We start from the raw sequence: 20,925 nt of genomic DNA, 5'->3' as shown, positions 1-20,925 counted from the left end.
AATGAAATTAGAACAGATCTGGAGGTGGTACGGCCCTAATGACGGTGTGAGCCTCTCAGATATCAAACAAGCAGGTGCTACTGGAATCGTAACGGCCCTGCATCATATACCTAATGGGGAAGTATGGCCTATAGAGGAGATCGAGAAGCGAAAAGCAGAGATAGAGGCGGCCGGATTGACCTGGAGTGTAGTGGAAAGTGTACCTGTTCACGAAGACATCAAAAAGAGAACGGGCAAGTATGAACTTTACATCCAAAACTACCAGCAGAGCATCCGTAACCTGGGACAGTGTAGAATAGATACGGTATGTTACAACTTTATGCCGGTTCTAGACTGGACACGAACGGATTTAGAATATGCCTTTGGAGACGGATCAACTGCTCTTCGTTTTGATGCCACGGCCTTTGCTGCTTTTGAATTGTTCCTGCTTGAGAGACCAGGAGCCAAGGAATCCTACAGCGATCAGCAAATTCAGGCTGCGGAAAAGTACTACAAACAGATGTCTGAGGCAGATAGGGAGCAATTGATCTCCAACATCATCGCTGGACTGCCAGGTGCAGAAGAAGGCTATACTCTGGAGCAGTTTCAGCATGTGCTTTCTGCCTATGACAGTATAGATGCAGCAGGACTAAAGAAAAACCTCTATGCGTTCCTGGCAGCCATCGTACCTGCAGCAGAGGAAGCAGGCGTATTGCTTTGTATCCATCCCGATGATCCACCATTCCCTATTTTGGGTCTCCCCAGGGTGGTGAGCACCGAACAGGATATCGAAGAGTTATATGCTGCAGTGGATAGTCCGAACAATGGCCTGACCTATTGCACAGGATCATTTGGTGTACGAGAGGATAATGATCTGGTCGGGATGGTAGAGCGATTGGGTCACCGGATTCACTTCATCCACCTGCGAGCCACCAAGAGGGATGCGGAGGGCAACTTCCATGAGGCTGATCACTTGGATGGTGATGTAGATATGTACGGTGTGATGAAAGCTTTGGTAGAGGAGCAGGCAAAACGCCATGAGGCTGGAAGACAGGATCTGCGTATGCCTTTCCGCCCTGATCATGGTCATAAGATGCTGGATGATCTCAGCAAAAAGACCAATCCTGGTTATTCTGCCATTGGTCGTTTGAGAGGATTGGCTGAGTTAAGAGGGCTGGAACTAGGGATCAGACGAAGTAAAGATTAGATCCTTTTGAATAAGATGCTGTAGAATAGCCCAGCAATAGGCTGGGCTATTCTATGTGATGTAAGGGGATATTAAATAAGTCCCACTAAGATTTGCTAAAAGCTGAAGAAAAATGTTTTACAATTTGTTTTATCTATTTATTGCTAGTAACTGTAAAATAAATAGATAAAAATCCCTGGCGGGGATCGAAAGCTGTTCAATGGTTAACCAAAAGCCTTCTTCATCTGATCATCTACACTTTTTTCATCCATGCCTAAATAGTGTTTCATGATTACCTTGACTGTTTTGCCAGTCATAAAAGATACAGTTTTAGGATGGATATTCTTTTTGGAACAAAGTGAAATAAAGGTCTTTATGGCCACATGGTTGGTTATGACTTCATATTTGGGGACTTGATTGTAAGTTTTGTTACCAGAGGAGGTGCTAATTCTTTCTACTGGTTGGTCGATTCCTGCTTCCTTACAGGCCGTCTTTATATGTTCATTCATCTTCTGCTCTGAAAGTAAGGGGAGTTCGTATTCATACTTTTCTAATATTTCTTTCACAGTAGGTGTAATTGTTACATGTATATCCTTAAGTGTTTTATAGGCCCTCATTATTATCGCTCCATCGACTATATGCCCCTTGTTTAGTCTTTTAAGATCGGAATACCTTAACCCTAAATAGCAATTAAGAACAAACACATCTCTGATTTTTTCGAGTTTCTTTTTCTTGAATTGATGATTGTATAGCTTTTGAATTTCCTCTTCGGTTAGATAATAGATGGTAGTGTCCTGATAAGATATCTTGAGGTGAGGGATGATGTGGCTAAAGTCGTATCCGAAATTCTGTAAGTAGGTCAGAAAAACTTTAAAGTTTTTAATTGAAGAGACTACTGTATTATCAGCAAGTCCTTTTGTATTATCAGGTTTTTTGAAAGTATTGTAAAGATAGTGAGTAAACTCCTCATAGAATTTAAAATCAATTGATTTTACAGTGAGCTTCTTTTTCTTGTGCTTTGCGAACGTTTCTAAGTGATACTTGGCAGTTCCATACTTCTTTTTAGTACTATCACTTTTGTTCGAATTTTGAATGAATGAATCGAAAAGCTTTATCAAATCGGTTTCTTTCTTTTCTTTTGGAGCAGTTGTTTTTCGAGTAAATTCTTCTTTTACAACTGGTGCTATGGGGTCAATACCATCGTGTTGCAAACGTCTAGAAATACTTGAGATCTCCATCTTGATTTTTTCAATACAGGAATTGGCATAGAGGTCTGATTTTTCTCGTTCTTTTAGTGCCTCTTCGTTTCGCTTTGATTTTCTAATTCCCGAAATAGAGTTGACTTTCTGTTTTGATTCATTCCAATGGTTGGGTAATACTCGTATCCCAGTACTTATGTTAGTGACAGTTTCTTTGTGTCTGTATTTAATATAGATGGTGCATTCTCCCTTTGAGTTGCTCTTGTTGTTTCTAAGAATGACTGTGATACTTGGCATAGCATTAGTTGATGTTTGGTCATTCAAATGTAGGAAATAAAATCAGAATGGGTCACGGTATAGGTCACGGTTTTATGCGTTTTTTGTTGTTTTTATATTTTCTTCACTTAAGTAAAACAGCCTTTAAATGTATTATAATGTGTTTTATGGTGTGTTTGTGTATTTTAGTTCGAGTCCGGCCCTGGGTACTGATTTAAAATTAAAGCCTTGTAAATCATTGATTTACAAGGCTTTTTCTTTATTACTGAATTATTCCTCTAAAACTTTATGGACCCATGGATAAGGTTAACATGAGAGTAGATAGAAAGGGGGTATATAACAGTCTGTTTTTCCTTTTAATAGCATTTCCCAATATAACCAAGTGGAAAGGATTCATATTTATTGAATAGACCTCTAGGTGCATTACATCGTCTAGAAAGGAATAAATTAAATAATGATGGTAGTATTAGGAATTCTACTGGATCGAATTGACTAATTATGTTCAAGATTATTGTTTATACATATTGTATTGTGATTGGAATAGTACTTCTTGTTCTTGGTTTGAGTGAAGGGTATGTATTGCTGAATTATCTTGTTGCTAGTTTCGTGCTTATTTTTCTTGTAACTCTGTTTTATTCTTACGGAGTGAAAAATGGTATTAATAAAATTGTTGAAGCAGTTAGAAAGGTGTCAAGATTTCGATTGATTTATATTTTAATTGGTGTTCTAGTATTGTTGATTTCAGGTGTTTGGAATGTTGCTTTGTTCGTTTTAGTAGCAATAATCTTTTTGGAAATGTCATTTCTTTGAACCTTTCTGTTTCCGAATTCTACTCGATAACAACTGCCTTGCGATCGCATATTTTTTGACATTTCACCCGCCATGTCGGTCGTACACGAATGCCCTTAAGGTTTCAGTCGGATTCGGAAATGTGACTGAGCGGGAGAGGAAGAGGGCTTAGTGTGATGCTTGAGTGGACATGCCTAGCAGGACAGGCAGGCGCTCTATTTATTAAAAAGGATCTTAGCGGACGCTAAGACCAGAGGGGTACCCTCAGAAATTACGAATGTCGAATGATGAATATCGAACGCTGAAAAGGCTTGGCTCATCAAATCCCAGCCCGATCAATAATTCAAATACCACTCGAAACTTTGATGCAGGATTTCTTCTTTGTGCTCTCGGATGAAGTGGAGATAGGCTTCTGCCGCGGGGCTCAGTTGCTTTTCTTTTAGCCAGATGATCCGCCAGGTAGTGGTGATGGGTAGACCTTTACGTTCTACGATATGCAGGTCTCCATTGATCAACTCATTTTTGATTCCAATCAAGGGGAGTATCGAACTACCGATGCCTGCAACTACCGCTTGTTTCACTGCTTCATTGGAGGTGAGCTCCAGTCTGCCTCTTTCTCTATTGCTCTTGTTCTTGAAGTATTTTTCCATTTCTGCTCGGGTGGCTGAGCCCTTTTCCCTAAAGATCTGGGGTTTGGATCTGTTGATCTCCGGCTCATGGTTGATCAGGTACAGCTTGTTCTCTATCAGTTTTTCCTCTTCCACCTCGATCTCTTCTGGCAATACCGACACCACCGCAAAATCAATTTCTTTGTTTTTTAATGCTTCCACTACTTGTGACTTGTTTGTCACGTCCAGCATCAGGTCTATCCCCGGATAATTGTCCAGAAATTGAGACAGGAAAAAGGGTATGACATACTTGCCAGTAGAGGCGGCAGACATCTTCAGTTTACCCGTTACCACCCCCTGGTATTCCTTGGTTTTGTACTGCAGGTTGACCAACTGATCCAAGGCTTTTTCGGTGATGGAAGCGATCTCCATTCCGAAATCTGTGACCTGAATTTTCCTTCCTTTTAGCTCTGTCAAAGGAATATCAAACTGATCTTGAAAATTTTTTAGCTGGATAGATACCGCTGGTTGGGTCATAAATAGCTCTTCTGCCGCCTTAGTTATACTCTTGGTTTCCACCACTTTACGGAAGACTCTCAGCTGGTTCAATGTATAGTTCATAAATAAACGTTATGATTATGATATTAAACATAAATAAAAACTTATCAAATACTGTCCATAGGTTTGCAAAAAAAACTAAACATGTCTCAAAACTTATTGTTCTTAATTGCAAGCCTCCCCCTGATCATGGTGGTGTTGGCAGTCAGTTCACGAAAGGCCCGCATGGCTATCAAATCTGGGAAAATGGTTTTAGGTCTAACCACGGCGGCAGCTCTGTCTGTGCTGATCTACCTGATCGTGAATGCCCAGACGGATAGATTGACGATCGGATGGGAGCTGGTCTCATTCAGATTCGATACCCTCAGTGTCTCCATGCTTTTGATGGTTTCTATCATAGGTTTGGTGGTGTCTCGATTCAGCCAAAATTACCTGGAAGGCGATCCAAGACAACTGGTATTCGTGCAAAAACTGCTTTTGACCATCGCGTTGGTGCAGTTGCTGGTCGTGTCTGGGAGTGTGGTCAATTTGTTTGTCTGCTGGGTGGCGACTAGTGTCAGTCTGCAATATCTGATCCTGCATTTCAAGGAAAGAAAAGAGACACAGCGTGCAGTCAAGAAAAAATTCGTAGTGGCTCGATTGAGTGATCTGTCACTTGCAGTAGGATTCTCGCTGCTCTATATAGAATTCGGAACGGTACAGTTGGAAGGTATATTTCAGGATTTGAAAGAGTTGTCTGCTATTTCCGCCAATCTGGAATTGGCAGGGGTGTTTATCGTCATGGCTGCCATGATCAAATCTGTTCAGATCCCCTTCCATAGCTGGATTCTGGATGTGATGGAGGCGCCTACACCCGTCTCGGCGCTACTTCATGCAGGCTTGCTCAATGCGGGACCATTTTTGATCATCCGATTTGCCTATCTGATGGAGGCAGTGACTGTAGGGCCTGTTATTCTGCTGGCACTAGGTGGGATCACCGCGCTTTATGGGACGATCGTTTTTCCCTCCCAACCAGCTGTCAAAACGAGCCTGGCTTATTCCAGTATTGGACACATGGGCTTTAGCCTGATGATGTGCGGCATGGGACTTTACTCGGCCTCTTTGCTTCATTTGATCGCCCACTCTTTCTACAAAGCACATTCCTTTCTCTCCTCGGGCAGTGCCATCGACTATCACCGATTGAAGCAGCTGAAGGGCAACCATCAGCTCCAGCCCACGGCTTTGAACATCCTTGTAGGGTTTTTGATGACCTGCGCGATGTATCTGGTGATTGCCGAGTTGTGGGGAGGCGTTCAGTTCCAACACTTCCAAAAGGTAGTACTGGGCGCCATCATCATCACAGGAGTGTCGTCCTACCTGGCTAAAACCACTTCTCTGGACAATGGCCTGACCACCTTGCTGAAAAGCGTGGCGCTGTCCGCGGGGGTGTTGCTGTCCTTCTTTACGTTCGAGCATGGCGTAGAGGTGGCGATTGCCAGCCAGATCCCAGAGACCTATGCCCCTGGCGTACTGATGAAGTCCATAAGCATCAGCATTCTGATCCTGTATGTAGCGACCGTATTTGTGCCGATGCTGATAGATGGAAAACAAGAGATCAAATTCAAATGGGAAACCCATAGACGTAACGGTTTTTACCTGCACGTCCTCCTGGATCGTGCATTCAGTACGGTCAACCAAAAATTATCTAAGTAGAATCAATCCTAAAACCACAAGTATGAACAAAGCACAAATCCAGGCCAAAATCGAAAAGGCCTGTAGCAGAATAGCGCCCGCTTGGCCCCTCGACAACAGTGTAGCGGTCAATCCCTATCTGGGTTTGTCGGACATGACCTTTGAGCAGGCCGCACAAACGATGAACGAAAGAGGAGGGGTGCAGCTTTACATGCCTATCCCGTTTTATCTGGAGAAAATTGAGAGAGGTGAAATCACCCACGCGGATATTAAAAATGCACTGACGGAAAAGTCGCTGAAACTTTCTGTCGATGAATTTTTGAATCAATTGGATCAGGTAGAAGCAGAAGGGGAGAAGCGAAAGTTTACCTTGATGAGTGTGGCCGAAGCTGAATTGGAGACGGAACTCTCTGAAATCATGATAGACCATACTTCTCACTGGCTGTCGGTCTATTTTAGTAAGCGTCAGATGAACCAGGGATCTGCTCAGCAGCTCTACAGCCAGTGGAAGAACGAAGCAGAGATAGATTTGATGCCAGAGCTGAAAGGAATGAAAACCTTCAGAAAGGAAGTCAAGTCGCTACCGGATGACCCGATATCGACCATCCTATATGGATTGGAAAAACTGAGCATACCCGAGGCATCAGTAGAGGCCTACTTGCATGCCCTATTGATGCAGATGATCGGCTGGTCCTCCTACTGCGCAGGGCAAGATTGGCAAAACAACCTGTATGGAGGAGAAGGCAAACATCTCCAGTCCCTGCTCGCGATATTGATGGGTTGGGAACTGTCCCTGCTGTCCTCCCAGCCAAAGCTGAAATCCAGTTGGGAAAGAGCCCTGGACAATCTGGAGGATGCCCTGGAGGGATTCCGAATCAATAAAAACCTGGTGTCCAAATCTGTGCTGCAGGATGCCTTCGACTGGGCACATCAGCGCCAACTGGCTGAGAAATTTGCCACTGCTTCGAATGCTGAAGCGAAAACGTCGGACAGACCTCAGGCCCAAATGGTATTTTGTATCGATGTGCGCTCGGAGGTGTATCGCCGAAATCTCGAGGCAGTCAATGATCGAATAGAAACCATCGGTTTCGCAGGCTTTTTTGGATTCCCTATCAAATACAAGCCGATCAATCATGCAGATGGTAGAAATCAATGCCCCGTACTGATACCCTCTGGACCGCAGGTGCACGAGACTACTGCCGAGGAAAAAGACCTGGCCAAAGAGCAGAAGTCCAGATTGCTATCTGGGAAACTAGAAGTGGCCTGGTCCAAGTTCAAGTCCGGATCGGGTAGTTCCTTCAGTTTTGTAAGTCCCGTGGGATTGTTTTACCTGCCTAAGCTGATCAGCGACTCCCTGGGATGGACACGCCCCATTCATGATCCTAAAGAAAAGGAGTTTGGTAGTCTGCTGTCTGGCAAGGGAAGACTGGAGCTCGCAGGTATTCCTTTTGAGGACCGGGTGAAAATGGCCCAATCGGCCCTGAACGCCATGGGACTGACCCAAAACTTTGCTCCTCTGGTTTTGATCACCGGACATGGCGCATCCAGCGTAAACAACCCCCATGCTTCGGGCCTGGACTGTGGCGCCTGCGGAGGGAATTCTGGTGAGGTAAACGCCATCACAGCCCAATTGATACTGAATGATCGGGAGGTGCGCAGTGCACTGCAGGACTCCGGGATAGAAATACCTGAGGACACCTATTTTATGGCATGCCTGCACAATACGACGACAGATGAGATCACGGTGATAGACGAAAATTCCATCCCTGCCACCCACCACCATGAGTACCTGGAAGTCAAAGACGCACTGGTCAAAGCAAGTGCGCTGGCCAGAAAGAACCGATCCGAGCGCTTTGGGATCAAACAGGCAGATGCTATCATGGATAGAGCCAAGGACTGGTCTCAGGTAAGACCTGAATGGGGACTGGCCGGTTGTAGTTCCTTCGTCATTGCTCCACGGGAGAGAACCAAAGGAATCAATCTGGAGGGCCGAGCTTTTCTGCATTCTTATCAGCACCAAAACGATGAAGGCTACAAGGTACTGGAGGCCATTATGACGGCACCTATGATCGTCACCAGTTGGATCAATCTGCAGTACTATGCCAGCACGGTGGATAACAAACGCCTGGGAGCAGGAAACAAAACCCTGCACAATGTGACAGGAGGTTTTGGAGTCCTGGAAGGTGCCAAAGGGGATTTGCGCATAGGGCTTCCCTTTCAGTCCATCCACGACGGGACGCAGTATCAACACCAGCCCCTTCGACTCAATGTAATCATCGAAGCGCCAATAGAAGCGATCAACGAAGTGCTGAACAAACATGCCAATGTGAAGGAGCTCTGCGATCACCAATGGATCAACCTGATGGTACTGGATGATCATGGCCAGATAAGCCACCGATACATCCGAGACTGCCAATGGGAAGACTTGCAAAAAGACGAATTAACACAAAAAGAAAATTTAGTTGAAACTTTATAAATCAAATATTATGAACACGAAGACTATAGCAGTAAATGAAACTGGACATGACCTGAATGAAGGTAGATCGATTATCTTCAAGATCATCGATAGTCAAATCGATAATTATAAGTCGAAGTACTTAGCTGATTGGGAGAAAGATCATAATATTTCTCCAGTAGAGAAGGATCAAAAGATCGGTGAGCTGAGAGCTGCCAAAGAAGAGTTGCTACAGATGATGAAGGCAAACGAATCTGAAGACAAGGAAGTCAACTTCAGACTAAAGCTGGAAGTAGAAGTGGCAGAGAAGCAACAAGTCCCAACGGAAGAAGATATGCTAGTAGCCAATTGAGGAGAGCATTAAATCTGAACATATATTGGTAAAACCAAAACAAGCCCTTTTATAGAGAGGGCTTGTTTCTTTTTTGACCATGACCACTTATCTGCCACAGGTGCTGCCAGATCTAAAGCCCCTCACCCCAAAGCATATGGCCCTTGACAGTTATTTCTATTTCCTCACCACAGAATAGGAGCTTCATGGCTTCCTAGATATGCTCCATGGTCACCATGGAGGGTGGTGATACTCCCATGACGATATATTATTTGGCATGGAGAAAGTCGGGATTGCCATGGTAGAATATTATTTGCCATGAGAGGTCGTTGGTGAGCCATGAGCACTTACTCAATCGCCATGAGACCTTACTTGAGTGCCATGAGTAGTCACTTAGTCGCCATGGGCTATCCCTTGATCGGCATGAAGGCCTGCTCAATAATCATGGGAATGGATTGGGTAACCATGGTCAAAGTTAATGGAGAAGCCTCCCTTTATCTGGGGATATTGAGAGTGAAAGTCTGAGTTGGACTGCTTATGCTTGGAGAGAACAGGGAATGGCGGTAAATTCGGGGAGTTAAAAATTAGAATGCCTAAATCAGTTCTTCAAACTCTATTGGTGGAGGAGGGGTGTTGATTGGGTGTTGGAGAGTAAAATTATGCAACTCAAAAAGTTAGTCTTAGTAGCCTCTTTTATTATCAGTATATTACTTGTTAACTGTGGTGATAGTGATGAACTGAATATTAGCTCAAATATTTTTAATTCAAATCCTGGTACTAAGTGGATCTATGTAAATGATTATTCAGATACACTGACTTGGGAATTTACCCAAATAAAGGGAATTGAAGGACTAGAACTTTCTGAACTTGGGATAACTCAAACAGTGACCAATTTTTCCTATTATTCTCAAAGCGGAAATCGGATTTTGAAGCATGCCGAAATCTTACCAAAAATCAAATATCAGATTGATGATCCAGATGATCTAACCAACCTTGAAACTGATACGCTCATTCTTTATTCAACACCCTCTATAGAATATGTGTTTAATCAAGAAATAGGGTACAAATGGAATAGGAAAGTTTTTATAGCAAATACAGATAGATATCAAGAAGTGAATGTGCAAATGGAAGTAACTGGAAACGAAACCATAGAAACCGAAGCGGGTAATTATAACTGCAATGTGATTGAGGACGAATTTGGTGTTACATATTTTGTGTCTGAACATGGTTTAATCAAAACAGAAACTACGGTTAGCTTAAGTGATACAACTTTTATTCTAACCCAGGAATTGGTTGAAATCGTTCTCTAAAATCCCCTGAGAGGGCGCGTTTACAACGCTTTCGGTTTTCCTGATGGCAAGAAAGTCTGGGTTGGACTACTTGGGCTTGGAGAGAACGGGGAATGGGGGTAGATTCGGGGAGTTAAAAATTAGAATGCCTAAATCAGTTCTTCAAACTTCATTGGTGTAGGAGGGGTGATGATTAGGTGTTGTCAGCAATTCGCAACCTATGATGAGACTTTTTTTACCTATATTATTCTTAATAATTGTTTTCGAAGGGACATGCCAAACTCGATGCGTAGATGTGATCCAAAGGCTTGATCCAGATCCATACGAGCTTTTGAATGACTCCATTACTTACATTGCAACTGCTGAAGAAATTGAAGGTTTAATTAAAGAGCAGTACCTGATATTTTCCTATACCTTCAACCTACAAACCTTAGAAATCAATAAAATAAAGATGGATTATTTTGAGGCAGGTCTTCTGAACGGTGAGGTACCTTTAAGCTCTGAATTAATCAAGAACATTGAGAACCTATTTAAACGAAATTTGAAAGTTATTGTCAATCCTGAATATACCAGCTCTGAATCAGAAAATATAGTTGACTGTTCTTTTCTAAGTCGAATTATACCGGAATAGCTAGCTTCCCACTTCGCTGGCAAAACTTGTAGCTTGTACTGTGCATGATAGTTTATGCGATAGGAAAAGGGCTATAGACTATATTTGACTGTGGGATGACCAAGATACGAGCTACAAGCTCGCACCAGCAGGGGGGAGTAACCCGTGGAAGCAATGAAGCATTTACATAACAACCTATGAGAAAATCTTATGCAGTTCCGTTTTTGATTATGTGTATAGGTGCCATCACAAGTGTTCTTTTAAAACAAAAAGATGAGAAAAGGGATGAAGCTATACGTTCTCACCCCATGATGTATGCTTATTTTATTGATAATGGCGGTGTAATAAATCGAGTTTTAATGACGGACGATAGAGAATGTCTGGAGGATATTAAAGCCTATTATGATTTGCCAGTTCCTTCAAATCCAATGCCCAATTGTCAGTATCAAGTTATAGAGTTGTTCTCCGAGGTATTTATTATAGAGGACATTGATAGTACTGCAGTGGAAGTTGCTTGGTACAGAGAAAGGCAAGGGATAACTTATTTTTATAGTGGACTTGTATGTAAAGAACATTTGACTAAGGACATACCTGATAGGATTCGTCGGAAGTATAGAGATAAATTATAATATCATTGATCGATCCGGATCCGGCTTGCAACCCTATCGGTTTCCACCATGAATAGGACTTTTATTACCAAGATAATGAGGAAAACAAAAGTGTTATTACCGTTGATTGCAGTGTCGGTTTATCTGTATGTTGTTATTTTCATTTTTAGTGATCAGGATGCAATTGATTGCAATTTGAAGAAAAAGCTAATGCGTCAAAGTTTCGATGGGGTAGTTGAAAGTAAATTCATTGATACGTCAAATCACAGCTACAAAATGATTACTCTTCTTAAAGATGGAAGAGAGTCAAGCGTTAATTTGACATTTTTTTTACCAAGTATATATGATCAAATCCATGTGGGAGACCATCTTTCTAAGGCTAAGGGTAGTAAATATGTAAGCGTAAATAATAGAGAATTAATAACAGTAGATGAAGAAATCAAATGCGAATGAGATTGTGAATTCCTCCACTACCGTGTTTTTTCAAAGCGTGCTGATTTTCCTTAGTATTCCTGCCGATCCGGCCCCATCATCAACGGATAGATTCATCAATGTTCGCTTTCTTTTAATCTTGGGTCTATTGGTAATTCGAGAAAATCGCTAACTGTAACTTTACCAAAATCTTTGAATAAAGGATTAAGAATATAATTGTATTCCATACCTACAATTGTAGAAGGGACTTTAAGCGCAAAAAAGTCTCGACTTTTTGCCAATTCAGTAAAAACCGAAGTTGTGTTGGAAGAATACGGGTATTGATCCCACTTCTCGGGCAAATTCTCTAATTTATTAATCTCAAAGTCATCAGGTATTTCAATCTTGGCAACCAGAATTTTCTTTGGCAGGGTTGCAATGTTTTCTGAATGAACATAATATTCCAAAAGTGCCAAAGAGATGTTTTCAGAACAATAGACAGCCCTTGTACCTACTTCATTCCATCTGCCTCCGACTTTTTCTGCACCTATCCCAGATAAAGTAGCGTCTTTAAACTTCACGTTTGCAACCCTGTATAGAAACATTAACTATAAACATTGTATTGAATGCGCACGATCTCGTTTTCGACAACTTGAAACCCAAAACTACTATCCAGTAATTCAAAAGGTTTTTTATCCCCAAGTGATTTAGATGGTGAGATCAGCCATTGTTTGAAGCTTTCTTCTGAATCAAAAACTTCATACCCCAAACTATATAACTTGGCTAATTCGTAAATTCTTTCAGAAGTTTCTTTGCTATAAATAGACCTCTTTTGCATGCTACTAATAGATGCCGGAAGTATATGCTCTAGTTCCTTTTCAGAATGGCCGATTTTTACAATTAGGTCTTTCCAATCTGATTTTTTAACACCCATTCGAATGCGATTAATGAGCTCCAAATTGTATCCTGGTGCATCTTTTGAATGACCAACTACCCAGGCAGGTGAAAACTTAGAGAAACGCTTTATTTTCCCTCCTTTGGGAGCAACAGGCACTTTACTTCCTCTCCTTTTAGTTGTTCTATTCCCTATTTGTTTCTCACTCATAATTGTAAATTTACATAGATGTAGACGTAAATGTACAATAATTGTTTTAATGGTCAAGAATAACTATCGTCTACATACGAAGTAACGAATGAACTCATGTTTTTTCTTGATTTATTCTTCCCCCTTCTGGTCGTAGCGTCCGCTAAGACCCAAAATGTAGAAGGGCGCCTGCCTGTCCGGCTAGGCAGGTCCGCCCGATGTTGGTGTTTTGCAGGGTGCGACTATTCCAAGCGGTCAATTTACACCCCCGCTGGCGCAAGCTTGTAGCTTGTGCTGTCCATTCCGCAATGAGTTCTACCCCTTTTTAACCGCAATAGGAGCCCCCAGACAGCTATCAGGAATCCTAAAAGCATCTACCAATGCTACTGCTTCTGGTCTCAGTTCTGCACAGAGCTGATTGACTTGTCTTCGGATGGCCTTGGTTTTGGTCCCCGCCATATAGTCGTGCTCCAGGTACCATCCCTTGTTTTTTTCGATCTGAGTCAATGCAAACAACTGGCAAAGTTTCGTTAAGGTAGCCTTGCATTGCGGATCGGTAGTTCGTTCGACCTGGGCCTGGAACTGCTCCAGTACTACCCTCTCGATGTAGGCAAAGCCCACATGTAGCATATGGTATTGGGTCTGGTTAAAAGCATCGAAGGAGTCCATGCCTGCGTCCAGATGTTTTTTGATTCGTCGGGCGGCAGAGGTCAGGATGTCACGTTCGCGGTATTGGAAGGCGTTGAGATGAAAATCGAAATCCAACAGGTGCTCCGAATCGGTGTTGCGGACAGTGATGGGGTTCATTTCTATCAGGGAGGTTCTGGCTTGTTCGCTCACGTAGTTGACCAGGCCGAAGAAGTTGATGTCCGAAAATTCCTTTTTGAACTCAGAAAGCCTGCTCTTCGCCACTAGCTGCATCAGCACGGTATTGTCACCTTCGAAGGTGGTGTAGATGTCTGTATCATTTTTCAGCCTGTCTATGCGGTTTTCTGACAGATATCCTTTGCCTCCCAGTGCTTCTCTGCATTCTTGTAGTGTAGCGGTAGTGTTCCAGGTGCAAAAGGATTTGAGTCCTGCGGCTAGTGCTTCGATTTCCTGAGCATCGGACTCACTGCGTTTCAGAAAGCGATCGGTCAGATATTGAAGAGAAAAATGACTGGCATAGGCATTGGCCAGCAGTGGTAGCAGCCTGCGCTGATGGGTTCTATAGTTGAGGATAGGGACCTCACCGGCATTTTCCGGCCCGAATTGTTTTCGTTGGTCGCTGTATCGAATGGCAATGGTTAGACCGGATTTAGCGGCGCTGAGTCCTGAACGCGGGATGCCGATGCGACCACCAACCAGAGTCCCTAGCATAGTGAAGAAGCGTCGGTTGTCACTGGCGATAGGACTTTGAAACTGCCCATTTTCATCCACCAAGGCATAGCGATCGAGCATGTCCTTCTTAGGGATGCGCACCTGATCGAAATAGATGCGGCCATTGTCGACTCCATTCAAACCCATTTTTCTGCCACAGTCCTTGATCGTGACACCCGGGTGCAACTGGCCCGCCTTGTCTCTAAGCGGTACGACGAATGCGTTTACCCCATAGACCGTACCATCGATGACCAGTTGGGCAAACACGGTGGCTTTCTGGCCGTGAAGGGCAGCATTGCCGATGTATTCCTTGCCGGCCAGTTCATTTGGCGTGTGAATGATGAATTCCTGACTCGAATGATCATAGGTGGCAGTCGTTTCGAGTCCTTTGACATTGCTGCCATGGCCCGTCTCGGTCATCGCGAAGCAGCCTGGTAGCTCCAAAGTGCCGATTTTTTCCAAATATTTTTTGTGATGCTTTTCAGTACCGAGGAAATACACACTCATCCCCCAAAGCCCAAATTGCACACCGAACTTGATCACCGTGCTGAGGTCATGATAAGAGAGCCCTTCCATGATGGCAAAATACTTTTGCATGTCGCCCTCTCCGCCGTATTCTTTCGGATAGGCAGTCGCTCCCATTCCTTCTTCTGCCAGTCTCTTGCACCACTTGAATACTTGCTCGCGATACTCACTCAGATGGTCTGTATCGAGGTAGTCAAAGGATTCTTCTTGCAGGAGGTTCCTGATTTCTTCCAGTATAGTTTTGTTTTGGCCATCCAGGATATCCGCCATCGTTTCCATGTCAAAACTGCCAAGGGAGCTTTGAGTTTCTGAGGTGGTTTTTCGCTGAGCTGAGCGCAGATGATAGGCCGCTTCTGAAGAGATAACACCCAGGGCTTCCTCTACTTCTTTGAGTGAGGTTTTGGCCTTTTCGACTGATAGCTGATCCATGGTCTGCGCATTGACTTCTGCGAGTTTGATGCCCATTTCTACCAGGCTTTTTTTCATGTCATTAGTCATCTGATCAGATACCGACCGGATGCTATGCAGCCAGCTTTTCAATTCGTCGGGGCTGGGAGGAGACTGAGGGTCGAGTTGACTAAGAAGGAAGTCCTTTTCTTCTGGATTGAGCCAATCTTGCTCTTTGACTAGTTCTCTTACCTTTTTGATCTCGTCATGGGTAAGTATGCCATCTGCCCATACGATATAAAACATCGGTACAAACATGTAAAGGGAAGGGTTCTTTTGGAAGTAGATGGATTGAATCATGTGGTTTGTCGAATGTAATTTTATGCTCATTGTGAGCATCGAATATATTGATTTTACGGTGCTTATTATAGTGGGTTGGTCCTCGAAGTTAGAAGTTGAGGTGATGAAGTTGAAATGAACTTGTTAGGGATCGCAATAGGGTTGTATGATAATTGATGAATTGGATGTTTACTAGGCTGGCTTAATATCTTCAGCGGAAGGGTTTTTTCCTTCCTTTTTTTGTGCCAGTCTCCCGTTTAGGGTGGACGGTTTTGATATGCTAAAATGGTCTATCTTTAGAGCCTTATGCAGACAGACAAAATTCGCTACAGTTTTACCATAGACAGGTCCGTTGTAATCGTCGTATACTTGATAGCATTACTATTGGGTGCCTGGAGTCTGACCTGGTTTGAAGATCCCTGGTGGCAGATAGCTGTGGCCGATGGTGTCGCAACGGTGGTTGTTTTTGTGGCGAGTCGGGCCTTTCGCAATTCCAGTCTTTACGATCCATACTGGTCGGTTATTCCTCCTTTTATTTTACTGTTTTGGTTGATACAGTTTGAGGGTGTTTTCCATCTCAGATTGATGTTAACCATAGCTGTGGTGCTCTACTGGGCTATCCGTCTGACGCACAATTGGCTAAAGACCTGGCCGGGACTTGATCATGAAGACTGGCGATATGGTAAACTGGCTGAAGATACAGGGATGTGGTATTGGCCCGTGAGCTTTTTGGGGATTCATTTATTTCCTACCATTTTGGTCTTTTTGGGGTGTATGCCTTTTCGGCCCATTGCCGAATCAGATGCCTCTTTGTTATGGACAGATGTTTTGGGAGGACTTGTATCCTTGATTGGGATTGAATTTGAGCGGCGAGCAGACAATCAGTTGAGACAGTTTAAGTCTCAAGGAAAAGGAGAGGTCTGCCAACAAGGACTCTGGAGCTATTCTCGTCACCCTAATTATTTCGGTGAAATCTGCTTTTGGCTTGGAGTATTTGTACTTGGCCTGGGGACTGAAACAGGTAGTAGCTGGATCTATGGGATAGGTGTGATCAGCATGCTACTGCTGTTTACCTTCGTGAGCATCCCTATGATGGAAAAGAGGCAATTACGAAAGCCCGATTATTCAGCCTATCAAAAGCGTGTTTCTCGTTTGATCCCCTGGTTCCCCAAGCGCTGACTCAGGTGTACATATAGGCCCATGCGATCAATACGCACTGCAAGGGCAGCCTGAGCCAAAGTACCCATTTCGGGATTTTCATGCCTGCACCTCCTAATTGTAGATGGTAAACATTAGCAGGAAATACTGCGATGAGCAAGGCGATGATGCCCCATGCTGCCATGGTTTGGGTGGCAGGAATGATTAGTCCGATAGCGAGGATGATTTCTGCTGCACCGGAGATCCAGTTGATCCACTCTTTGTACTTGAAAAATGGCGGTATGATTTTGAGGTATAACTTAGGGTATCGAAAATGCATGATGCCAGCTGCCAGATAAAGCAAGGCCATCAGATAGAGGCTAATTGTTGTCATTTAGTAAAGCTAATGAGATTTCTTTGACTGGATGTAAAACCAAACAATGTGCTGGTTACGTATGTAGCTACATGAGAAAAGACTTCCTTAACTATTTTGTTGTAGCCTTCCTGCTTCTGTTTTCAATGGGGTTTGTCTCTTGTGAGGAGGAAAGCCTGGAGCCTGTGTCAGATCAAGAACAAGTCGACAATCAGGAGGACCAAGAGGAAACGGCAGAAGATGACCCAATTGAAGAGGGAGGACCCAATGCTGCATTTAGTTATCTGGCTTTGGGGGATTCTTATACCATAGGGGCTAGCGTTACAGAAGCCGAGCGATGGCCGGTGCAACTGGTGGATCGATTGAGATCGCATCAGATCGATATCAAGAATCCTAGGATCATTGCCCAGACTGGCTGGACGACCGGAAGCCTACTCAATGCCATCGACCGAGCCGATGACCTGAAAGAAAGTTATGATTGTGTGTCGCTCTTAATCGGAGTGAATAATCAGTTTCAGGGTAGGAGCCTGGACGAATACAGGCAGCAGTACGAGCAGTTGCTAGACGTTGCCTTGTCGAAAGTAAATCAAGATACCAGTCGTGTGATTGTTTTGTCTATTCCAGACTATGGCGTGACGCCTTTTGGCGAGAACTACGGGGATGAAGTTTCGCAGGAGATAGATGAGTTCAATGGAGCGAAACGAGCCATTACTGAGCGTAAGGGGGTGGCGTTTTTCGATATCACACCCATATCCAGGCAGGTGCCATCGGACCCTGATCTAGTTGCTGGGGATGATCTCCACCCATCAGGCAAAATGTATGGCCTATGGGTGGAGGAAGTGTTTGATTATGTTAAAGCTGAATTGAATCAATGACTCAGGGCTGACCCAAGTAACTATATGGTTCTTGTCCTGTGATCAAATCCAATCTTTGAAAGGGTATTTTGCTATCGATGTGCCAGATATTCAAGGTATGCTGCCCTGAATCCAATCCATGGGTAGTCGTAGTAAAGGTGGCATTGTCAGCGACCTGCTTATACCAGTTGACATAGTTCTCTTCGCTGTGAATATTTACTATTTGTGCTTCCTGATCGTCAAATGAAATGGCATAGCTCAATCCTTCATCATTGTGATAGTTCATCGTTGGAGCGGTAACCACCTTCACTTTTAAGCTGTCAGTTGCCTCCATCAGGTAGATGTTATATTCCAAGTGTGGCGTATTGGCATCTAAAATCTCTGATTTAGCATAGCTTGGCTGTGCTACCACGGTCGAGGCTGTTTTGCCCATCTGAGGGATCGTCAACCAGCTGATGGTTTCATTTTCCTTCTTCTGATCATAGTCGATCGCCTGAATGGAGGCCATTCCGTTGTTGATGACTGTGGCTGTAGTCCCTATTGCTTCTGGTATATTAGTGACTTTCCATGCTATGGAAACCGTGTCTTGATTCAGCACCAGGCTAAACTCGCCAGTTTTTGAATCATTCACTTTTTCCCAATCTACCTTTATCTCGATTCTCTGTTGCGAATCGATGTTGCCACTTTGCTCTGAAAAACTCAGAGGACTATTGTCGGCTAGGATGGCGAAGCTAGAAGCTTCTGAACCACGACTGAATACTTCGATGTAGAAGCGTTGATCATTTCGGGAATCAAAATTGGGTAAAGCCCATTCTTTTTCCATTTCAGGCCACCAGTCGCTGGAGTTTTCTATCATAAAACCCGCCTGAGGCCCTTTGATCAAGGCCATATCAGTAGTCACCTCCGGCATGGCCTGTACGTCAGGTTGCTGCCAATAGGTATAGCCAATGTGTGTTTGTGACATCATATGGTTCCACTTGCCGTCTTTCAGTTGATGATACTGTTGAGTGAGTAAACTGTCTTTGCCATAGAGTTCTTGTGCTTTTTGAGCAGTTAGAGCCGTGGCTTGTCTGCCTTGAGTAGCATACATTCGGTTTTTAGCCACCTCAAAGTACATTTCGTTGAGGTTAGTACTTGCTGCTATCGGGAATTCTACCAATTGGAAATAGGCATCATGATATTCTGGCGAAAGCTCCTTCTTTACCTTTTTGGCTTTTTCGGCTAGGGCTTTGTAGTCTTCTACGATTCTTTCAAATTCATTGAAGCGAACCAAACTGTAAGTGTTCTGATCCAATAATTCGGGTTTTCTTCTACTGTTGAATAGCGTGTATTGGTTCAGCAGGTCAGCTATAAGCTCCGAGCTGGTTTCGTCGAACTGATTGGCTGCCCACTCTACGCCATATTGTGGAATGTCTTCTGCCTTGATCGCTTCTGGATCCCAGGCCAGATCCAAAAAGAAAGAAATGGGAAACTCCATAGGCTTGATGTCACCTACATTGACAATCCACACCTGGTCTACGCCATAGTCATAGGCAGTAGTCATTTGTTCCCAGACGCGTGATATTTGGGTGGTGTTGATCCATTTGTAGTTTCTCGGCCCTCCTACATAGTCGAAGTGATAGTAAATGCCGTATCCACCGCTTCTGGCAGTATCTCCGTAGGCGGGTAGTTTGCGTATGTTGCCCCAGTTGTCGTCGCAGAGCAGCAGGGTGATGTCATCGTCTACACGCATGCCTTTGTCGTAGTACTCCTGTACTTCCTTGTAAAGCGCCCATATTTGTGGGGTTTCTTTGGCGGGTTTACCGGTAACCTCTTCTATGATCTGTCTTTGATCTGCTACTATAGTTTCTAGTAGTTCGATGGCTGTGCCTTCTGTCATAGGCTCATCCCCATCGCCACGCATACCGATGGTCAGGAGGCTTTCTTTGTCTCCCATTCTTTCTGCTCCTTCGCGCCAGAATTGACGCAGGTTTTCTTTGTTTTTGACATAGTTCCAGGGACCTCTGTCTTTTCTGCCCCAGTCTGCATGTGCTCGGGTCAAGGGTTCGTGGTGAGAGGTGCCCAGTACAATACCCATTTTGTCGGCCAGTATGGGGCTCTTAGGGTCGTCTTCATAGATGGATCTGCCCCACATGGCTGGCCAGAGATAGTTGCCTTTAGATCGAAGGATCAGCTCAAATACATGTGCGTAAAACTCACTATTGAATCCTCCAAAATTGGAATAAGCCCAACCGGATAGGGCAGGTGCTTCGTCGTTGATGAAGATTCCTCGGTATTTCACCTTAGGCTCGCCTGTAGTGTAGGGATTAGGATTGACAAAAATTTGATTTTGTTTCTGGATAGGAACGTCTGCCCAGAAATACCAGGGAGATACGCCCATTTTTTCAGATAGTTCATAGATTCCGAAGATGGCTCCTCTTTTGTCACTTCCGCTGATGACAAGTGCCTCAGATCCATTACCAAAAGGGTTGCTGATACCCTGGATCAGGAATTGCTCCCATTTTCCTTTCAGCGATTTCGTGTCCACATCAAGAGAGGTTATGACTTCATCGTTCGTGTTCCCTATGATGATGAGCTTTCCTGCTGTTATCTCCTCTTTTGATCTAAACAGTTGAGGGGTTTGACCAGTAAGTGCTGTTAAATCCTTTTGCAGGTTCTGCGCGGCTATTAAAATGCCTTCATCCTCCGATTGATCTACATATAGATTGGCAACAGTACCATCCTCGTAGATAGGGAAAAAGTTTTCTCTGCTTTCGAATGAGACCCACTCGTCAGATTTCTGTTCAGGAGTCTGTGTACAGGCTGTCATTATTGATAGCAGGAGTAGGCCCGCTAGCTGGTAGTAATTCATAGTCTTTCAGTTTTGTCTTTCAAAAATAAATGTATGCAATCGATTG

The 20,925-nt window shown here is 43.8% G+C and carries 18 protein-coding genes; 11 read left to right on the top strand and 7 right to left on the bottom strand.

Annotation, left to right across the window (positions count from 1 at the left end):
* The first annotated feature begins 1 nt into the window (after position 1).
* Positions 2-1,186, top strand: coding sequence for a mannonate dehydratase (gene uxuA / locus N7U62_RS08125; RefSeq protein WP_264137437.1), 1,185 nt, complete (start codon positions 2-4; stop codon positions 1,184-1,186).
* Between the two features lie 203 nt (positions 1,187-1,389).
* Here the strand turns inward: uxuA and N7U62_RS08120 are convergent, their stop codons facing one another.
* The gene (locus N7U62_RS08120; RefSeq protein WP_264137436.1) at positions 1,390-2,661 is read right to left on the bottom strand and encodes a phage integrase SAM-like domain-containing protein; all 1,272 of its coding nucleotides are present in this window, start codon (positions 2,659-2,661) and stop codon (positions 1,390-1,392) included.
* A gap of 1,103 nt (positions 2,662-3,764) precedes the next feature.
* Positions 3,765-4,658 (bottom strand): LysR family transcriptional regulator, encoded by an 894-nt coding sequence (locus N7U62_RS08115; protein ID WP_264137435.1) that lies wholly within the window; start codon positions 4,656-4,658, stop codon positions 3,765-3,767.
* Positions 4,659-4,739: 81 nt separating this feature from the next.
* Here N7U62_RS08115 and N7U62_RS08110 point away from each other — a divergent pair, with 81 nt between their 5' ends.
* From N7U62_RS08110 to N7U62_RS08075, 8 genes are all read left to right on the top strand, one after another.
* The gene (locus N7U62_RS08110) at positions 4,740-6,287 is read left to right on the top strand and encodes a proton-conducting transporter transmembrane domain-containing protein (protein WP_264137434.1); all 1,548 of its coding nucleotides are present in this window, start codon (positions 4,740-4,742) and stop codon (positions 6,285-6,287) included.
* A gap of 22 nt (positions 6,288-6,309) precedes the next feature.
* Positions 6,310-8,742: a YbcC family protein gene (locus N7U62_RS08105; RefSeq protein ID WP_264137433.1), complete on the top strand. Its 2,433-nt coding sequence runs from the start codon at positions 6,310-6,312 to the stop codon at positions 8,740-8,742.
* A 10-nt stretch (positions 8,743-8,752) separates the two neighbouring features.
* Positions 8,753-9,073 (top strand): hypothetical protein, encoded by a 321-nt coding sequence (locus N7U62_RS08100; RefSeq protein ID WP_264137432.1) that lies wholly within the window; start codon positions 8,753-8,755, stop codon positions 9,071-9,073.
* Positions 9,074-9,391: 318 nt separating this feature from the next.
* Positions 9,392-9,577 (top strand): hypothetical protein, encoded by a 186-nt coding sequence (locus N7U62_RS08095; protein WP_264137431.1) that lies wholly within the window; start codon positions 9,392-9,394, stop codon positions 9,575-9,577.
* 134 nt (positions 9,578-9,711) lie between these two features.
* On the top strand, positions 9,712-10,362 hold the full coding sequence (locus N7U62_RS08090; RefSeq protein WP_264137430.1) for a hypothetical protein: 651 nt from the start codon (positions 9,712-9,714) through the stop codon (positions 10,360-10,362).
* Between the two features lie 199 nt (positions 10,363-10,561).
* Positions 10,562-10,972, top strand: coding sequence for a hypothetical protein (locus tag N7U62_RS08085; protein WP_264137429.1), 411 nt, complete (start codon positions 10,562-10,564; stop codon positions 10,970-10,972).
* 176 nt (positions 10,973-11,148) lie between these two features.
* Positions 11,149-11,580, top strand: a complete 432-nt coding sequence (locus N7U62_RS08080; RefSeq protein WP_264137428.1) for a hypothetical protein — start codon at positions 11,149-11,151, stop codon at positions 11,578-11,580.
* A gap of 75 nt (positions 11,581-11,655) precedes the next feature.
* On the top strand, positions 11,656-12,012 hold the full coding sequence (locus tag N7U62_RS08075) for a hypothetical protein (protein ID WP_264137427.1): 357 nt from the start codon (positions 11,656-11,658) through the stop codon (positions 12,010-12,012).
* Positions 12,013-12,107: 95 nt separating this feature from the next.
* Here N7U62_RS08075 and N7U62_RS08070 read toward each other — a convergent pair whose 3' ends face one another.
* The 3 genes from N7U62_RS08070 to N7U62_RS08060 form a co-directional block, all read right to left on the bottom strand.
* Positions 12,108-12,575, bottom strand: a complete 468-nt coding sequence (locus N7U62_RS08070; RefSeq protein ID WP_264137426.1) for an RES family NAD+ phosphorylase — start codon at positions 12,573-12,575, stop codon at positions 12,108-12,110.
* Positions 12,575-13,075 carry an Xre family toxin-antitoxin system antitoxin gene (locus tag N7U62_RS08065; RefSeq protein ID WP_264137425.1) on the bottom strand — a complete coding sequence of 167 codons (501 nt, stop codon included), beginning with the start codon at positions 13,073-13,075 and terminating at the stop codon, positions 12,575-12,577. The genes N7U62_RS08070 and N7U62_RS08065 overlap by 1 nt, the downstream gene beginning before the upstream one ends.
* A 294-nt stretch (positions 13,076-13,369) precedes the next feature.
* Positions 13,370-15,685, bottom strand: a complete 2,316-nt coding sequence (locus N7U62_RS08060) for an acyl-CoA dehydrogenase family protein (RefSeq protein ID WP_264137424.1) — start codon at positions 15,683-15,685, stop codon at positions 13,370-13,372.
* A 285-nt stretch (positions 15,686-15,970) separates the two neighbouring features.
* Between N7U62_RS08060 and N7U62_RS08055 the strand changes: the two genes are divergently transcribed.
* Positions 15,971-16,843: a DUF1295 domain-containing protein gene (locus N7U62_RS08055; RefSeq protein WP_264137423.1), complete on the top strand. Its 873-nt coding sequence runs from the start codon at positions 15,971-15,973 to the stop codon at positions 16,841-16,843.
* Position 16,844: 1 nt separating this feature from the next.
* Here the strand turns inward: N7U62_RS08055 and N7U62_RS08050 are convergent, their stop codons facing one another.
* Positions 16,845-17,195: a DoxX family protein gene (locus N7U62_RS08050; protein WP_264137422.1), complete on the bottom strand. Its 351-nt coding sequence runs from the start codon at positions 17,193-17,195 to the stop codon at positions 16,845-16,847.
* Between the two features lie 71 nt (positions 17,196-17,266).
* Between N7U62_RS08050 and N7U62_RS08045 the strand changes: the two genes are divergently transcribed.
* Positions 17,267-18,049 (top strand): SGNH/GDSL hydrolase family protein, encoded by a 783-nt coding sequence (locus N7U62_RS08045; RefSeq protein WP_264137421.1) that lies wholly within the window; start codon positions 17,267-17,269, stop codon positions 18,047-18,049.
* Position 18,050: 1 nt separating this feature from the next.
* Here the strand turns inward: N7U62_RS08045 and N7U62_RS08040 are convergent, their stop codons facing one another.
* Entirely contained in the window at positions 18,051-20,879 is a 2,829-nt protein-coding gene (locus N7U62_RS08040) for a glycosyl hydrolase 115 family protein (RefSeq protein ID WP_264137420.1), read from the bottom strand.
* Positions 20,880-20,925: the final 46 nt, after the last annotated feature.

The sequence above is a fragment of the Reichenbachiella ulvae genome (assembly GCF_025833875.1).
GTDB classification, from domain to species: Bacteria; Bacteroidota; Bacteroidia; order Cytophagales; family Cyclobacteriaceae; genus Reichenbachiella; species Reichenbachiella ulvae.
Note: the sequence above shows the minus strand (reverse complement) of the source record. Positions and strands in the feature narration are given on the sequence as shown.